16 protein-coding genes are annotated in these 15,384 nt (G+C 59.6%); 8 read left to right on the forward strand and 8 right to left on the reverse strand.

What is annotated here, in order from left to right:
• Nucleotides 1–99: 99 nt before the first annotated feature.
• Complete coding sequence (locus WEU32_RS00580) at nt 100–579, forward strand: hypothetical protein (RefSeq protein WP_406852499.1); 480 nt, start codon at nt 100–102, stop codon at nt 577–579.
• A 24-nt stretch (nt 580–603) separates the two neighbouring features.
• On the opposite strand, the gene WEU32_RS00585 is transcribed toward WEU32_RS00580, so the two are convergent.
• The 4 genes from WEU32_RS00585 to WEU32_RS00600 all read right to left on the reverse strand — a co-directional run bounded on the left by WEU32_RS00585 (nt 604) and on the right by WEU32_RS00600 (nt 4,453).
• Nucleotides 604–1,278 (reverse strand): redoxin domain-containing protein, encoded by a 675-nt coding sequence (locus tag WEU32_RS00585; RefSeq protein ID WP_406852500.1) that lies wholly within the window; start codon nt 1,276–1,278, stop codon nt 604–606.
• 14 nt (nt 1,279–1,292) lie between these two features.
• Nucleotides 1,293–3,434: a protein-disulfide reductase DsbD family protein gene (locus WEU32_RS00590; RefSeq protein WP_406852501.1), complete on the reverse strand. Its 2,142-nt coding sequence runs from the start codon at nt 3,432–3,434 to the stop codon at nt 1,293–1,295.
• A gap of 101 nt (nt 3,435–3,535) precedes the next feature.
• Entirely contained in the window at nt 3,536–3,997 is a 462-nt protein-coding gene (locus tag WEU32_RS00595; protein ID WP_406852502.1) for an OmpA family protein, read from the reverse strand.
• 99 nt (nt 3,998–4,096) lie between these two features.
• Nucleotides 4,097–4,453, reverse strand: coding sequence for a YMGG-like glycine zipper-containing protein (locus WEU32_RS00600; RefSeq protein ID WP_312138653.1), 357 nt, complete (start codon nt 4,451–4,453; stop codon nt 4,097–4,099).
• 138 nt (nt 4,454–4,591) lie between these two features.
• On the opposite strand from WEU32_RS00600, the gene WEU32_RS00605 reads away from it, so the two are divergent.
• On the forward strand, nt 4,592–5,548 hold the full coding sequence (locus WEU32_RS00605) for a diacylglycerol/lipid kinase family protein (protein ID WP_406852503.1): 957 nt from the start codon (nt 4,592–4,594) through the stop codon (nt 5,546–5,548).
• Complete coding sequence (locus WEU32_RS00610) at nt 5,548–6,414, forward strand: metallophosphoesterase family protein (protein WP_406852504.1); 867 nt, start codon at nt 5,548–5,550, stop codon at nt 6,412–6,414. The genes WEU32_RS00605 and WEU32_RS00610 overlap by 1 nt, the downstream gene beginning before the upstream one ends.
• Here WEU32_RS00610 and hemW read toward each other — a convergent pair.
• Both hemW and rdgB read right to left on the reverse strand, forming a co-directional pair.
• A complete protein-coding gene (gene hemW / locus WEU32_RS00615; protein WP_406852505.1) occupies nt 6,411–7,574 on the reverse strand; it encodes a radical SAM family heme chaperone HemW in 1,164 nt (387 codons plus the stop codon). The two genes, WEU32_RS00610 and hemW, sit on opposite strands and share 4 nt — an antisense overlap.
• Nucleotides 7,567–8,169, reverse strand: coding sequence for an RdgB/HAM1 family non-canonical purine NTP pyrophosphatase (rdgB, locus tag WEU32_RS00620; protein WP_406852506.1), 603 nt, complete (start codon nt 8,167–8,169; stop codon nt 7,567–7,569). Before rdgB ends, hemW begins: the two co-directional genes overlap by 8 nt.
• Before the next feature lie 431 nt (nt 8,170–8,600).
• Between rdgB and WEU32_RS00625 the strand changes: the two genes are divergently transcribed.
• Genes WEU32_RS00625 through WEU32_RS00635 form a run of 3 tightly spaced genes read left to right on the forward strand, consistent with a single transcriptional unit; the run spans nt 8,601 to nt 10,091 of the window.
• A complete protein-coding gene (locus WEU32_RS00625) occupies nt 8,601–9,200 on the forward strand; it encodes a DUF2975 domain-containing protein (protein WP_406852507.1) in 600 nt (199 codons plus the stop codon).
• Nucleotides 9,201–9,226: 26 nt separating this feature from the next.
• Nucleotides 9,227–9,457, forward strand: coding sequence for a helix-turn-helix transcriptional regulator (locus WEU32_RS00630; RefSeq protein ID WP_312138661.1), 231 nt, complete (start codon nt 9,227–9,229; stop codon nt 9,455–9,457).
• A 4-nt stretch (nt 9,458–9,461) separates the two neighbouring features.
• Complete coding sequence (locus WEU32_RS00635) at nt 9,462–10,091, forward strand: Smr/MutS family protein (RefSeq protein WP_406852508.1); 630 nt, start codon at nt 9,462–9,464, stop codon at nt 10,089–10,091.
• Between the two features lie 3 nt (nt 10,092–10,094).
• On the opposite strand, the gene ccmB is transcribed toward WEU32_RS00635, so the two are convergent.
• Together ccmB and ccmA are read right to left on the reverse strand one after the other, a co-directional pair.
• Complete coding sequence (gene ccmB / locus WEU32_RS00640) at nt 10,095–10,760, reverse strand: heme exporter protein CcmB (protein WP_406852509.1); 666 nt, start codon at nt 10,758–10,760, stop codon at nt 10,095–10,097.
• Nucleotides 10,757–11,377 (reverse strand): heme ABC exporter ATP-binding protein CcmA, encoded by a 621-nt coding sequence (ccmA, locus tag WEU32_RS00645; protein ID WP_406852510.1) that lies wholly within the window; start codon nt 11,375–11,377, stop codon nt 10,757–10,759. Before ccmA ends, ccmB begins: the two co-directional genes overlap by 4 nt.
• Nucleotides 11,378–11,561: 184 nt before the next feature.
• Between ccmA and acnA the strand changes: the two genes are divergently transcribed.
• Complete coding sequence (gene acnA / locus WEU32_RS00650) at nt 11,562–14,264, forward strand: aconitate hydratase AcnA (RefSeq protein WP_406852511.1); 2,703 nt, start codon at nt 11,562–11,564, stop codon at nt 14,262–14,264.
• A 200-nt stretch (nt 14,265–14,464) separates the two neighbouring features.
• Complete coding sequence (locus tag WEU32_RS00655; RefSeq protein WP_406852512.1) at nt 14,465–15,349, forward strand: DUF3800 domain-containing protein; 885 nt, start codon at nt 14,465–14,467, stop codon at nt 15,347–15,349.
• The last annotated feature ends 35 nt before the right edge of the window (nt 15,350–15,384 follow it).

Genomic DNA, 15,384 nt, shown 5'->3' on the forward strand with positions numbered 1-15,384 from the left:
CCCCGATTATCCGCGACATTCAAAAACGGACACTATGGACGGCCCGAAGTTTGCAGACGCTTCTATCTTATTCTCTCGAAGTTTGGATCGAAATTTCAAATGTCCTGCAATCTGGCCGTCGCCGCAGTCCTGTTTTTCGCGTCTGATCCGGCAACCAGCGCCCTGCCGGATGCTGTCGCCGCTCAAGCCCCCGCCGAGGCTTCAGCCCTATCTTCGGAACCGGCCTTTGCCGCTTTGGTACAAGAAGCCCAAAGCCTGAAAGCCATCACCGACGACTGGATGGTGGCCGATAGTTTGGCCGACGCGCATTTCGTGCACATGCCTGCCTTCACCGCTTTCAAAAGCCGTATCGCGGCCTTGGCTGTGGCCGATATGAACGGGCACCTGACGCTGAAAGAACGCGGCACCGATAGCGATCTGACCTGCATCATGCGGGGTATTGCCGAGGACATGCCTCAGAAACTCGCACAACTGGAAGAGGCTGCTCCGGGTGCAGCTCGCAAGATGGCTCTGGAAGAGTTGTCCTATCTGCTCAACGACAATGCCGAGGTCATTCTGGCCCCGCCGCTTGCCCACTAGGCAAACGGCGACGCCAGACGAGACTCAGGCTTCGGCCTTGATCGTTTCGGGGTATTTAATGGCGCAACCATAGGGCTGGGCAAAGGTCGTTGTGACCGGACGTCCCGCCTTGTGATCGGTAAGAGCGGCCTTCACATAGTTGGTCGCCGCTTGCAGGTCCTCGACCTTGCTTGTGGGCTTGTCGTCGATACCGCCGACAAAGATCAAACGCCCCTCGGCATCGATCACGCGCATATCCGGCGTGGTCTTGGCGTCATACAGCTTGCCGACCTCACCGGTCGGGTCCAGCAGCAGGTGGCTAAAGGCGGCATTGTGCTTGGCTTTCCACGCCTTGGCTTCTTCACCCTCGACATAGCCTTGAGTGGTCGGAGCCGAAGAGATGATGGTCAGCCATACCACGCCGTCGGCAGTGGCATCGCGCTGCAGGGCCTGCATTGCCCCCGTATAGTGCTTCTTCACATAGGGGCAGCCTTCGTTGGTCCATTCCAGAACCACCGTCTTGCCGCGATAATCCGACAGCTTGTGCGAGACACCCTCGGCATCGACGAGCGTGAAATCAGCGGCCATATCGCCGGGACCGGCCACCGCCGACACGGGTGAAACCGCCGCCTGTTCGGCCGGAGCCGCCGGTTTTTCAACCTGCTGGCACGCGGCCAGTGCCAGCACAATGGCCGAAGCCATTACGAGTTTACGGATCATCGTCTTCCTCCCTCTCAGTCCTGTTTGGTCGCCTCCGACAGAGCCTTGCCGACCAGCCCCTCGGTCAAAAGCTGCGGCAGGATGCGCGGCTCGGCCACGCCCGGCGTGTAGAGCAGATAGAGCGGCACACCCGAGCGACCATGGCGTTCCAGTTCTCTGGTGATGGCATCATCACGGTTGGTCCAGTCGCCCACCAGATAAACAGCATTGGCACCGGCCAGCGCCTTGGCAGTTCCCGCTGTGGCCAGCGCTGTGCGCTCATTAATCTTACAGGTCACGCACCAGTCGGCAGTAAAGTTCACCAGCACCGGACGCCCCTCGGCCAAAGCCGTCTCGACTGCCGCGCTTGACCACGATTGCGATGCCAGTGCCTTGCCTTCCTCATTCACAACGGCGCTCGCGACAGGCGGGGCCTTCATGGCAAGGAATATGGCAGGAACCGTTAGCACCGCCGCGAAAATGGCCACGGCCAGCATCAGGCGACGCCCGCCCGACTGGTAACGGCCCCATAGCCACAGCGTAAAGGCCAGCAACAATCCCGCCACAAACAGCAAGCCCAGTGCTTCGCCGGTCTGGCGGGCAAACACCCAAGCCAGCCACAGGGCCGCACCATACATCGGGAAGGCCAACAGATTGCGGAATGTCTCCATCCACGAGCCCGGCTTGGGCAAACGCGACAGAATGCGCGGCGAGAAGCTGACCAGCACATAGGGCAGGGCCAGACCCAGACCCAGCATCACAAATACAATCAGCGCCATTGGCCACGGCATGACCAGAGCCGCCCCCAGAGCCAGCGCCATGAAGGGCGCGGTACAGGGCGCTGCCACCACCACCGCCAGAACGCCGGTGAAGAAGGCCCCGACCACGCCGCCCTTGCCCTGCGCCAGACCGCTGCCGACACCTTGCAAACGCCCGCCGATATGGAACAGGCCCGACATATTCAGGCCCACGGCCAACATCAGCAGGGACAGCGCCGCCGTCACCGCCGGTGACTGTAGCTGGAAGCCCCAGCCAACGGCCTGTCCTCCGGCACGCAGCGCCAGCAACAAGCTCGCGAGCGCCCCAAATGTCACGAGCACACCGGCCAGAAAACCCAGCCCGTCCTTGCGGGCTTCGCGCGGATCATGGGCCGAGCGACCAAGCGCCGCCGCCTTCATGGCCAGAACGGGAAATACGCACGGCATCAGATTGAGGATCAAACCACCCAGAAGGGCAAACAGCGCCGCCTTCAGGAACCCAGACGATGCCGGAGCATCCTTTGAAGACATGTTCTCGCCGCTATCCAGTGCGCCTAGACCAGATGTTGCCGGCAGCATATCGCCTTCGGTCGCGGTGATTTCCCACGCTCCCAGATCAGTGGCCAGAACGCCGCTGATGCCTTCGCCCAGACCCTTGGCCTTGAGACCCCGACCCGCCACGATATTCAGGCTGATACCGTTCTCGCCGCGCTGGCCCTGTTGGAGAGCGGCATGGTCCACCTGCCCGCTCTCAAAGGCGAAGAAATAGGCCCATTTCGGGTTCATGCCAGCCAGAGCCCCGCCGGACGCCGACAGTTTCAGCACGCCCTCTTCCAAATGCGCGCGCGCCGTGATCTCAGCCGGGCGAGGTGCCGTCTCGAGGACCTTTTGAATGGCCGCTCCATGGGCTGCGGTCAGGGGCGGCGTCCCCTCGGCCACCGGCAGATTGACGGCCAATTCCATCTCGTCCGGTACACACATCTCATCCGAGCAGACCATGAACAGCACCTTGGCGCTGACGAGGACGCTCTCGCCCGCCTTTGCACTGGCGGGCACCTCGATGGGCACCGGCAGATAGACGACACCGCTATAGCCATAGTTCATCAGGGTTTGCAGACGCTGACGCTCGGGCAGGGGCCAGACAATATCACCCGCCTTATAACCTTGCGGTAGCGTCCAGTGGGCCTCGGTCGGCCCGCCGCTATCGCCGGGATTACGCCAATAGGTGTGCCAGCCCGGCTGGATTTTCTGGCGTATAGCAATAATAGCTGTCGAGCCGGGCACGGCCCACTGGCCCATCGGGACCAGTTCGGCCTCGATCCGTTCCGTCTTTTGGGCCCCCACCTGTGCATGCAGGGGCGTCGCCCCGAACAGGATGAAGATCACAAACAGAACGGACAGAAATCTTGGCAAGGTCATACCCTCGTCTAGCGCGCCAAGAGACTAACCGCAAAAAGCCCGCGCCCACTGTCCGTCAGTATAGACGCGACAGCAGGACGCAGGCGTTCAGGGTTTAAGACCTATCGTCGCGGCGGAGATGCCACCACCACTACCTCGGTTCGACGGCGCAGCGGCTCGTTCACCGATCCCGCACGCGCACCCTCGGCACCGACTGCCGCTGTCGCGATGACAGGTGCGGGCCAACCGGTGGCCGCCATAGCCTCGCGCACAGACTGGGCACGTTGTTCTGAAAGATTCTGGTTCACGCTGGCGCTGCCGGTGGCATCGGCCAGACCCGTAACGGTGACGCTCTCGACATGGCATCCAACCAGCCGTTCGGCCGTCATTGAGATCGCAGTACGCGCCGCCGGTGTCAGGCGAGCCTGCCCCTGGTCGAAATAGACCTCGAAGGTCTGATTGCGACAATTAACCGGTGCCACCAGCGCATCGCGCGTGGCGTATTCGCTCTGGGCTGCACACGCCCCCAAAAGCCCCGATGCCGCCAGTGCGACAAGGGTTAAACCTTTTAACGCCTTACCCATTTCAGCCCTCTTTCCTCACAGCCCCATGAAAGAAAAGGGCGGCCCGAACGGACCGCCCTCTGCACTACCGGAAGACCGGCAATATGCGTCAGCCCGGTTCTAGTAACGGCGCTGGCCGTTTTCCCAATAGCATTCGCTTTGGCGGTTATCGTAGCAATAGTAGTAGCGACCCTGGTTGTCGCGGTAACGCTGCTGGTTGTTACGGTCCTGGGAAGAACCACGCACAGCCCCTGCCGCGCCACCCAGAACGGCACCAATCGCCGCGCCGGTACCGGCATTGCCGCTACCCGTATTATTACCAATGATTGCGCCTGCCACAGCACCCAGTGCCGCACCGGTCGCGCCCTGACGGACGGCCTGGCTATTGGTATTGATGCCGCCGCCATAATAGGGGTCGGAAGCACACGCCGAAACCAAAAGTCCAGCACCAGCCAGAGCGATAAATGCCTTGTTCATGGGGGAGTCCTCTCCAATGTCCAATATTTCAGCCCTCTTGCCTTGACGAACGATCCTGAGGGACTGTGGTTCCCTGCGGAACAGGGAATGGCAACGCTAAAACTCGGAACCTAGACAGAGGATGAACATTCTCTGCCCATGACCGATAATGTTGCCGGACCGGATATTTCGGTACCCCCAAACAGTACGCCTGACCTCAAGTCCGTCACTTCCAAGACGCGGCTGGACAATATTATTGTGCTTATCAATCCGATGTCTGGGGGCGTCGGCAACGGGGCCGCAGATCAGGCTCGCGCCATACTGGATGATTACCCGATCACCGCCGATATCCGGACACTGGATGGTGACAGTTTTAACCAGACCATAGACGAAGCCATCAAGGCTAAACCCGATGCACTTCTGGTGCTGGCAGGTGATGGCACAGCGCGCACCATTGCCACGCTGGCGGGCCAGAACGATATTCTGGTCGCCACCTTACCCGGCGGCACCATGAACATGCTGCCAAAGGCCCTTTATGGCACGGGCGACTGGAAAAAAGCCCTACGCCGTGTTCTCGAAGATGGCGAACCGCGCAAGGTGGCGGGTGGCGCGATTGGCGACGAATATTTTTACTGTGCCGCTATTCTAGGGGCACCAGCCCTGTGGGCACCCGCCCGCGAGGCCATTCGTTCAGGGAAGATCGGACAGGCCTTCTCCAAGGCCAAACTGGCCTTTAATCGCGCCTTTTCGGGCCGCATCCGTTTCAGTCTTGATGGACAGCCCGCAGAAAAGGCCGAGGCTTTGGTCCTTATCACCCCCCTGATTTCCAAGGCCTTTGACGAAAATACAGCTGGCCTTGAAGCCGCTGCGATGAAAATCGACGATGCGGGACAGGCTGTACGCCTTGCTGCCAATGCCTTGTTTACCGACTGGCGCAACGATCAGGCTGTAGAGACACGCAAAACCCGCAGTGTCGAAGTGTGGGGCCGGTCGCGCATTCCTGCCGTGATCGACGGGGAAACCGTACCGGTTGGAAAATCGGCCAAGGTGCGTTTTGTCCCCCATGCTTTCACGGCGCTGGCCTTGTCTGCCGATGCCTTGGAAAACGTAGAATAATGGGCGTTATACTCCAGTTTTCCGACATCCATTTCGGATGCGAGCACAAGGCCGCTGTCGACGAGGCCATGGCCTATGCCCATGCCTATAAGGCCGATCTGAACCTGATTACCGGTGACATCACCCAAAGCGGCCTGAAACACGAGTTCGAAGCCGCCGCCGAATGGATCAAGGCCCTGCCTGATCCGGTCTTCGTTACGGTCGGCAATCACGACGTGCCCTATTGGGATGTTCTGGCGCGATTGTTCTGGCCGTGGCGGGCGTTCGAGAGCGCTACCGGACACCCCGCCCACGACCATGAACTCAAAGGTGCCGACTTCATGGTGCGCGGTGTGACCACCGCCCGTGGTTGGCAAGCGCGCCTAAACTGGTCCAAGGGCGTGATAGATCTGGAACAGACCGCCCGCGCGGCTCAGGCTCTGCGCCAGACCCCGCCCGATACCTTACGCATACTGGCCTGCCATCATCCGCTGGTAGAGATGATCGATGCCCCTATGACCGGCGAGGTCAAACGCGGTGACCGCGCCGCGCGTATTTTTGGCGAGGCGGGCGTGGACCTGATTACCACGGGTCATGTGCATGTGCCGTTTGCCCTGCCCATCGATATGAGCGAGCGGCGTTGCTACGCCATAGGTTGCGGCACCTTGTCGATGCGCGAGCGTGACAGCTATCCGCCCAGCTTTAACCGCATTGAATGGGATGCCACCCACATTACGGTCACAGTGGTCAAATGGGATGGCCTCGGTTTTGTCGATGGCGAGAACTGGACTTTAAAACGCCGTCAGGACACCCGCCATAGCGAAACCGCGCCCGATCCGGCCCATGCAGGACCGCTGGAACACGACACCCTTCCGGATGCACCTTAAGTCAAAAGCCGTTTGAGGATGCTGTCCAGCACAGGACGCCCCTCACGGGTGGCGCGAATACGCCCCCCCTCATATTGCAGGAAACCTTCGGACAGCATGTCTGACAGGGGGCCATCATTTACGCTCAAACCCAGACGCGACAGCACCGACAGCGGAACACCCTCGACTGTGCGAAGTCCTAATAGAACCCGCTCTTCGTCGGCGTCGCATGCATCCATGAGCTGATGCTCGGCCCACGGACGGTTTTGGGCCACGCCTTCGATGTAATCGCTAATCTTGCGATAGCTGACGGTCGCGGCACGGCCTTGATCTGTGGTCAGACGCCCATGAGCCCCCGGTCCCGCACCAATATAGTCGCCGCCGCGCCAGACATGCAGGTTGTGACGCGAACGGGCTGCCACAGTGCGGGCGTGGTTGGAGACCTCATAGGCTTCGAAACCGGCCCCCTCCAGAACCGCCTGCGTGGTTTCATAAAGGGCGATGGCCAGATCCTCGTCCGGCGGCACCAGCTGGCCCCGCGCAAAGGCACGGCCAAAGGCAGTCGTGGATTCAATGGTCAACTGATAGGGCGAGATGTGCTCGAATCCCAGATCGAAGGCGGTGCCCAGCTCGGCCTTCCAGTCGGCAATCGTCTGGTCGGGGCGGGCATAGATCAGGTCGATCGATAGACGCGGGAAAATGCGCGCCGCCGTCTGTGCCGCCCGTCTTGCCGAGCCCGCACTATGGTCGCGGCCCAGAAATTTCAGCGCGGCATCATCAAAGGACTGAATACCCATAGACAGGCGCGTCACCCCCGCCTCGGCCAGTGCGGCATAACGGCCCGCCTCGGCATCCGTGGGGTTGGCCTCCAGCGAGACTTCCATATCGGCAACAGGCGCAAATAATCCGGTCGCGGTTTCCAGCACTCTCGCCACGGCTTCGGGCACCATCAGCGACGGGGTGCCGCCGCCAAAAAAGACCGAGGCCAGTTGGCGTGGCCCGATCCGTTCGGCCTGGGTTTCTATATCGCTTACAATGGCATCGACCAGCCGCGCCTGTTCCTCGACGCGCCCGCGATCGCGCACGACATTGAAATCGCAGTACGGACAGATGCGCGCGCAATAGGGCCAGTGGACATAGAGGGCGACCTGCCCGTCCGTGTCCGGCACAGGATCAGTCAATCAGAACGGCCTTGAGGCGATCAAACGCGAGCGCGCGGTGGCTGATGGCATCTTTGTCAGCAGGGTCCATCTCGCCAAAGGTCACATCATAACCATGGGGCTGGAAGATCGGATCATAGCCAAAGCCCTGATCGCCCCGCGGCGGGAAAACGATGGTGCCATCCACACGGCCCTCGACCACCACACAGGTGCCGTCCGGCCATGCCACGGCCAGTGCCGAGGTAAACCAGGCCGACCGGTCCTTGGAGCCAGTTTCTTCCAGTCGTTCCTCGACCTTTTGCATGGCCAGGTCAAAATCCTTCGCCGGACCGGCCCAGCGCGCCGAAAAAATACCGGGTGCCCCGTCCAACGCCGTCACCGACATGCCACTATCATCGGCCAGACACACCTCGCCCGACAGGGCCGCCGCATGACGGGCCTTCAGCATGGCATTGCCGACGAAGGTGCTCTCCGTCTCGTCCGGTTCAGGCAAATTCAGCGAGCCCGCCGTGACAATCTCGTAATTTCCATCCAGCAGCGCTTCGATCTCGCGTGCTTTGCCCGGATTATGGGTCGCAGCCACCAGCCGCATCCCTTTGATAAGACGAAGTTTCATAGGGCGCTTTTATCCTGACTTCGCACCTTGCGAAAGTTTAATATCGTTAAACGATATGTAACGTGTTTTCCCGAAGAGGCGGGCGTATGTTTGTTTTCAAGAACGAGGGGTCGCAACGTTCCCAACCTTCACTCAATAGCGAAGGTTTATTCCAGCGACATGTTGAAAAATAAAATTAACGCCCTCTTTGGAGAATAGACATGCAAGCGATGAAAACCTCCCTGTTTATGGACAAGTTCTGCGCCCTTTTCCTCAACACTGTCCTGCTGGCTGCCATTCCTGCCGCAGCTCTGGCCACCATCCTGCAAGCTTTTTGATTGAAGCATGGTTTTGAAGGACGTGCAGAACGTGAAAAGAATAGCTGCGTCCCGTAACGGACCGTTCGGGCGCAGCCTCTTTCACATCTGTTCAAAACCGGTCACACACGTTCCATGGGTCTGAAGCTTTCCACAAAACGCCTGACCGGCACCCCGCGCCATACGCCGCTGGTGCCCGCAACAGGTATTTCAGGTTGGAGCCTACCCGCCCGCCTTCTCAGAATCATCATCGACACCGCCTTTATGGCCACGGTCTGTCTGACTGTGCTGTTCGCCATTGTTTTTGTGGTTTCGATCTTCCTGCCCCTGAACAGTTTCAGCATCACCATTGATAATGGGGCCAATGCCCGCCAGATGCCGCTGACGCGAACCCTGGTTCTATTCGTCATGGCCGTCGTCACCACCTATTTCGGCGGCACTGCCACTATCCTTCATTATTTGCGCTTATTGTTCCGCACCTTGCTGGCAGGTGATCCCTTCCAGCCCGCCAATATTCTGCGCCTGCGCCTGATCGGCGGAGCACTGGCGTTTGTGACCCTGCTGGGATGGGGCGCACGTTATATGGTCGCCGAGAAACTGGCTGTCGGCGCGATTGAGTCCCCGGGTATTGGCGAACTGATTACCCCCGCCTTTGCCATCATCATCACCTTCACCCTCGCCGAACTGTTCCGCGAAGGCGCACGCCTGCGCCGCGAAACCGAACTGACGATCTGAAGATTACACGCTAGAAGTATTGAATCATGGCCATCCGCGTTCAACTCGACCGTCTGCTTGCCGAACGGCGTATGTCTCTGACCGAGCTTGCCGATCGGGTCGGCGTGACCGTCGCCAACCTGTCGATCCTCAAGACCGGCAAGGCCCGCGCCGTGCGTTTTTCGACCCTGGAAGCGCTGTGCCGCGAACTGGATTGTCAGCCAGGCGATCTTTTGGCCTTTGAACCCGGCCCTCCCACAACCTTCACCGAAGACTGAGACTGTGGCGCGTCGTCCCCCCAGGCCCAGCGAGGATGACCGGCGCCTGTGGAAACGGGTGGCGCGCACTGTCACACCCCAAGCTCCCGTAAAATCAGCCTATGTCGCCAATGATGCGACCGAGGCGGCCCTACAAGAAGCAGCTCGCGCCGAACTGGCCGAGTTGATGGGCGAGGTTACGCCCGTCACCAAGGGTAAGACCCGCGCCAGCAAACGCTCTTCGGCCAAGACAGCATCCGTGGCCATGCCGACCGCAGCGTCGGTGGGTCTGAGCATCAAGCCCGTCGCCAAACACCCCGCCGACAAACCCCCGCCCGAAGAGTTGGAGCCGCGCCGCAAGCGCCGTCTGTCGCGCGAGCGTGATCCCATAGAGGCACGTCTGGACCTACACGGCTTTGGCCGTTTCGAGGCCGAGGACCAGTTACGCGCCTTCCTGATGACCAGTCAGGCGCGCGGTCTGAAAGCCGTACTGGTGATTACCGGACAGGGGCGCAGAGGCGGCGGTGTGATCCGCGCCTCCATTCAGGAATGGTTGGCCAGCCCCTATTTGCGGCTGATTGTGTCCGGCTATTCGGTCGCGCACCAGAAGCACGGCGGCGACGGGGCCTTCTACATCACCCTGCGCCAGCGGTAAGAACTAGGACTGGACGTTGCGGATCGCAGCTGCCCCCGCCAGTGGCGCAATCACCAGTGCAAACAACACATAGGCCATTAAAAAAGCGACCGCCGAAGCGACCGGCTGTTCCAGCCCCTTGCGGGCCAGAATACCCGCACCGAACACCACCGGCGGAATAAACAACGGCAGCACAATCACCGCGATCAGTACGCCACCCCGCTTGGCCCCCAGTGCCAGTGCCGCGCCCAGCGCCCCCGTCAAGGCAAAGCCCAAACCGCCCGCCAGCGCCGTCAAGGTCATCAGGCCAATCGCGTCTGCGGACTGCCCCAGCACCACCGCGACCAACGGCACCGTCAAGGCCAGCGGCACACCATTGGCCAGCCACTGACACAGCGCCTTCAACAGCACCACACCCTCCATCGGCACCGGTCCCAGCGCCAGAATATCCAGCGAGCCATCTTCCAGATCGCGCTCGAACATCCGCTCCAGCGATAAAAGCGAGGCCACGGCCAGTCCCACCCATGTCACCCCCGCCGCCACTGGCGACAGCACGGTCGCGTCTGCCCCCACGGCCAAAGGCAGGATGACGGCAAAACACACCATGAAACCGCAGGCCAGCAACGGCCCGCCACCACCCCCCCAAGCCAGTGACAGTTCTCGTTTGAACAGTTCCGCCACCGCCCTCATGCGAACTCTCCCAGATCAAACGTCCGCGCTGCAAAGGGCAGGGGGTCATGCACAGCGGCGATAATCATCCCGCCACCGGCCAAATGCGCCTGCATCTGCTTCCCGGCACGTTTACGCCAGTCACCATCCAGCGGGCTGAGCGGTTCGTCCAGCAACCACAGTGGGCGCGGAGCCGACACCAGCCGCGCCAGAGACAGGCGCCGCCTCTGCCCCGCCGACAGACGCCGCGTCTCCAGATCCAGCAGGGGGGCCAGATGGAACGCCTCGACCGCCTTTTGCATATGGACGTCATCGCCCCCCAGATAGCGACACTGGAAGGCCAGTTCTTGAGACGCCAGGCGGGCAGGCTTCAACCCTTCCAGATGTCCCAGCATATGCAGCCCCTTGCGCCGCACTTCATCCGCATCCTGTAGAGCCGATTTGTAGGCAAAATCGATCTGTCCACCCTCAGGCCGGATAAAGCCCGCAATTGCCCGCAACAGACTGGTCTTACCCGCCCCATTCGCCCCCGTCAGGGCCACGGCCTCGCCCGCTCGAACGTCCAAAAAAAGCTTTTGGAACAATCGCCTGTCACCGCGCGACACGCCAAGGTTCGCAATATTCAGAGCGTCTATCATTTGCGAACCTTTCTCAATATCCACGACGATGATGTGGATACATGGACGTTATGCCCATGCGAGCTTATATGCATTTCTGTCGCAGCAGGCTTTCGCCGCGCGCGCAAGGGACCTGTGCGCCCTTTCGTTCTGCGCGCGAAGGCGCAACCGAATTGTCGGGCGGCGTTTGTCAGAGGACTTCCCTATGCCGTCGATTGACAGCCTCAAGACCCGTCAGGACCTTACGGTCGGACGCAAGAAATACGCCTATTACAGCCTTCCGGCCGCCGAGGAAGCGGGTCTGGCGGGTATTTCTCGCCTTCCGCGCTCGATGAAGGTGCTTCTCGAGAACCTGCTTCGCAACGAAGATGGTGTTTCCGTCACCGAAGCCGACCTCAAGGCCGTGGCCGCCTGGATCGAGAACAAGGGCACGGTCGAGCACGAAATCGCCTTCCGTCCGGCCCGCGTACTGATGCAGGACTTCACCGGCGTTCCCGCCGTGGTTGATCTGGCCGCCATGCGCGATGCCATGTCCAAGCTCGGTGCCGATGCCGCCAAGATCAACCCGCTGGTGCCGGTTGACCTGGTCATCGACCACTCGGTGATGGTGGACCATTTCGGTAACCCGCAAGCCTTCGACCAGAACGTAAAGCGTGAATACGAGCGAAATATCGAGCGCTACAACTTCCTGCGCTGGGGCTCGTCCGCCTTCAACAATTTCCGCGTTGTGCCCCCCGGCACCGGCATCTGCCACCAGGTGAACCTCGAACACCTTGCCCAGACCGTCTGGACCGCAGACGAAGGCAAGAAGACCGTCGCCTATCCGGACACCGTCGTCGGCACCGACAGCCACACCACCATGATCAACGGTCTGGCCGTTCTGGGTTGGGGCGTAGGTGGCATCGAGGCCGAAGCCGCCATGCTGGGCCAGCCGATCCCGATGCTGATCCCCGAAGTCATCGGCTTCAAACTGACCGGCAAGCTGCCGGAAGGTGCGACCGCGACCGACCTCGTCCTGACCGTCACCCAGATGCTGCGCAAGAAGGGCGTCGTCGGCAAGTTCGTCGAGTTCTTCGGTCCGGCCATCGCAGGCATGACCATCGAAGATCAGGCGACCATCGCCAACATGGCACCGGAATACGGCGCCACCTGCGGCTTCTTCCCTGTTTCGCAAGCCACCATCGACTATCTGACCGCCACCGGCCGTGAAAAGGCTCGCGTCGCTCTGGTCGAGAACTACGCCAAGGCCCAAGGCCTGTGGATCGACGAAGAGTCGGAAGACCCGATCTTCACCGACGTTCTGGAACTGGACATCTCGACCGTTGTGTCGTCGCTGGCCGGTCCGAAGCGTCCGCAGGACCGCGTTGAATTGACCTCGGCTGCGCCCGAGTTCGAAGGCCACCTGACCGACACCTTCAACCGTCTGGCCGATGCCCCGCGCGTTGAAGTCGAAGGCGAAAGCTTCACTGTCGGTGACGGCGATGTGGTCATTGCGGCCATTACGTCCTGCACCAACACCTCGAACCCGAGTGTGCTGATCGCCGCTGGCCTTGTGGCCCGCAAGGCCAAGGCTCTGGGTCTTTCGCCCAAGCCGTGGGTCAAGACCTCGCTGGCCCCCGGCTCGCAGGTCGTCACCGACTATCTGACCGACGCCGGTCTGCAAGCCGACCTCGACGCTATGGGCTTTAACCTTGTCGGTTATGGCTGCACCACCTGCATCGGTAACTCGGGCCCGCTGGATCCGGCGATCTCGAAGGCCATCAACGACAACGGTCTGGTCGCCACCTCGGTGCTGTCCGGCAACCGTAACTTCGAAGGCCGCGTGAACCCCGACGTGCAAGCCAACTATCTGGCCTCGCCGCCGCTGGTCGTGGCCTATTCGATCGCCGGTTCGATGCGTATCGACATCACCAAGGACCCGATCACCCAAGACAAGGACGGCAAGGATGTCTTCCTGAAGGATATCTGGCCGACCTCGGAAGAGATCGCCGCCATCCAGAAGAAGTCTGTCACGCCGAAGATGTTCGCCAAACGCTATGCCGACGTCTTCAAGGGCGACGAGCACTGGCAGGCCATCGAGGTTTCGGGCGGTCAGACCTATGAGTGGGACAACAGCTCCACCTACGTCCAGAACCCGCCTTACTTCGAAGGTCTGTCGATGGAACCGGCTCCGGTTCAGGACATCGTCGAGGCCCGCATTCTGGGCATCTTCGGTGACTCGATCACGACCGACCACATTTCGCCAGCCGGTGCGATCAAGAAGGCCTCGCCTGCGGGTGTCTATCTGACCGAGCATGGCGTCGATGTGCTGGACTTCAACTCGTATGGTGCCCGTCGCGGCAACCACGAAGTCATGATGCGCGGCACCTTTGCCAATATCCGCATCCGCAACAAGATCACGCCCGACATCGAAGGCGGCGTGACCAAACACTTCCCGTCGCAAGACACCATGTCGATCTATGACGCCGCCATGCGTTATCAGGCCGAAGGTCGTCCGCTGGTCGTGTTTGCGGGCAAGGAATACGGCACCGGCTCGTCGCGTGACTGGGCGGCCAAGGGCACCCGTCTGCTAGGCGTTCGTGCGGTCATCGCCGAAAGCTTCGAGCGTATCCACCGCTCGAACCTGGTCGGCATGGGCGTGGTTCCGCTGCAGTTCAAGGAAGACGGCTGGCAAAAGCTGAACCTGACCGGCGAAGAGATCGTCACCATCCGTGGCCTAACCGACGCCAACATCGGCAAGCTGAAGCCGCGCCAAGACCTGTGGGTCGAGCTGTTCCGCCCATCGGACGGCAAGATGGCCCGCTTCCCGGTCCGCTGCCGCATCGATAACCAGACCGAGCTGGACTACCTGCTCGCCGATGGTGTCATGCCGTACGTGCTTCGCAACTTGGCTGGTGGCGAGAAGTAAAACTTCTCGCCTAAGCCGCGTCGGGTCGAGAAGGCGAAGCCTTCTGACCGCGGCCCACTAAGAATGCGAAACCCGCACAACAGAAAGGCCCGAGGAGCAATCCTCGGGCCTTTTTCTATGCAATCAGAAACATCTATCTTGACGACTGACTACAATGATCCTTCATACTCTGATCCAAAATAAATAACGTAGATTTTCAAATGGATCATTCTGCGCCACTCAACATTGACCAACTACCGCTATTCGCGGAAATGGGCAGCGAAACCACTCACCCCGACCGCCCTCAGTCAGAATTATTCGGGAAATATATCGTATATGTCGATGAAAGTGGCGACCACGGAATGGTCACAATAGATAAGCAATATCCTGTATTCGTTCTAGCATTTTGCACTTTCAATAAAGATTACTACTCTAGATCAGTAGTAAACACTGTTGAGAGATTCAAATTTGATAATTTTGGTCACGACATAGTTATTCTTCACGAAAGAGAAATTCGAAAAGAACTTGCGCCTTTCAACTTTAAGTCAAAAGAACTTAAGGATAAATTTCAAAAACTTTTATCAAATATAGTTCACGCTAGCAATTTTGTTTTAATTTCGGCCGTAATCGATAAAACAAAATTGTCTAAAATCGAAGAAACTTCTCAAAACCCTTACCATATTGCTCTCAGGTTTTGCTTAGAACAACTATATGCGTTTCTTAAGGAAAAAGGTGAAGAAGAAAAAATTACTCACGTGGTCGTGGAGTGCAGAGGTTCAAAAGAGGATAAGGAATTAGAATTAGAATTTAGACGTATCTGCGATGGTGAAAACCGTCTCGGTTTTCCATTTCCTTTTCAGATCATTTTTGCAGATAAAAAAGCCAACTCATCTGGCTTACAGCTTGCCGATCTTGTAGCTCGCCCAATCGGTCTAAGCGTCATTCGACCAGACCAGCCAAATCGAGCTTTCGACATCCTAAAACACAAATTCTTTTGCCGAGGCGGGCGCACCAAAACAGGAAAAGATTACGAGGGCCTCGGATATATGGTTTATCCACAAGCCCTAAAAAAGCGAAAAGCCCCGGTGATCGCACCGAGGCCATAACGCCGACCGGGAACCCCCAATCCACTTGACGAATC

Source organism: Brevundimonas sp. BH3, assembly GCF_045345115.1.
Taxonomy (GTDB): domain Bacteria; phylum Pseudomonadota; class Alphaproteobacteria; order Caulobacterales; family Caulobacteraceae; genus Brevundimonas.

What these genes read in the sequence shown, in the direction of transcription:
- WEU32_RS00580 (WP_406852499.1), top strand. Translation starts at nt 100, where the DNA reads ATGTCCTGCAATCTGGCCGTCGCCGCAGTCCTGTTTTTCGCGTCTGAT.
- WEU32_RS00585 (WP_406852500.1), bottom strand. Translation starts at nt 1,278, where the DNA reads ATGATCCGTAAACTCGTAATGGCTTCGGCCATTGTGCTGGCACTGGCC.
- WEU32_RS00590 (WP_406852501.1), bottom strand. Translation starts at nt 3,434, where the DNA reads ATGACCTTGCCAAGATTTCTGTCCGTTCTGTTTGTGATCTTCATCCTG.
- WEU32_RS00595 (WP_406852502.1), bottom strand. Translation starts at nt 3,997, where the DNA reads ATGGGTAAGGCGTTAAAAGGTTTAACCCTTGTCGCACTGGCGGCATCG.
- WEU32_RS00600 (WP_312138653.1), bottom strand. Translation starts at nt 4,453, where the DNA reads ATGAACAAGGCATTTATCGCTCTGGCTGGTGCTGGACTTTTGGTTTCG.
- WEU32_RS00605 (WP_406852503.1), top strand. Translation starts at nt 4,592, where the DNA reads ATGACCGATAATGTTGCCGGACCGGATATTTCGGTACCCCCAAACAGT.
- WEU32_RS00610 (WP_406852504.1), top strand. Translation starts at nt 5,548, where the DNA reads ATGGGCGTTATACTCCAGTTTTCCGACATCCATTTCGGATGCGAGCAC.
- rdgB (WP_406852506.1), bottom strand. Translation starts at nt 8,169, where the DNA reads ATGAAACTTCGTCTTATCAAAGGGATGCGGCTGGTGGCTGCGACCCAT.
- WEU32_RS00625 (WP_406852507.1), top strand. Translation starts at nt 8,601, where the DNA reads ATGGGTCTGAAGCTTTCCACAAAACGCCTGACCGGCACCCCGCGCCAT.
- WEU32_RS00630 (WP_312138661.1), top strand. Translation starts at nt 9,227, where the DNA reads ATGGCCATCCGCGTTCAACTCGACCGTCTGCTTGCCGAACGGCGTATG.
- ccmB (WP_406852509.1), bottom strand. Translation starts at nt 10,760, where the DNA reads ATGAGGGCGGTGGCGGAACTGTTCAAACGAGAACTGTCACTGGCTTGG.
- ccmA (WP_406852510.1), bottom strand. Translation starts at nt 11,377, where the DNA reads ATGATAGACGCTCTGAATATTGCGAACCTTGGCGTGTCGCGCGGTGAC.
- acnA (WP_406852511.1), top strand. Translation starts at nt 11,562, where the DNA reads ATGCCGTCGATTGACAGCCTCAAGACCCGTCAGGACCTTACGGTCGGA.
- WEU32_RS00655 (WP_406852512.1), top strand. Translation starts at nt 14,465, where the DNA reads ATGGATCATTCTGCGCCACTCAACATTGACCAACTACCGCTATTCGCG.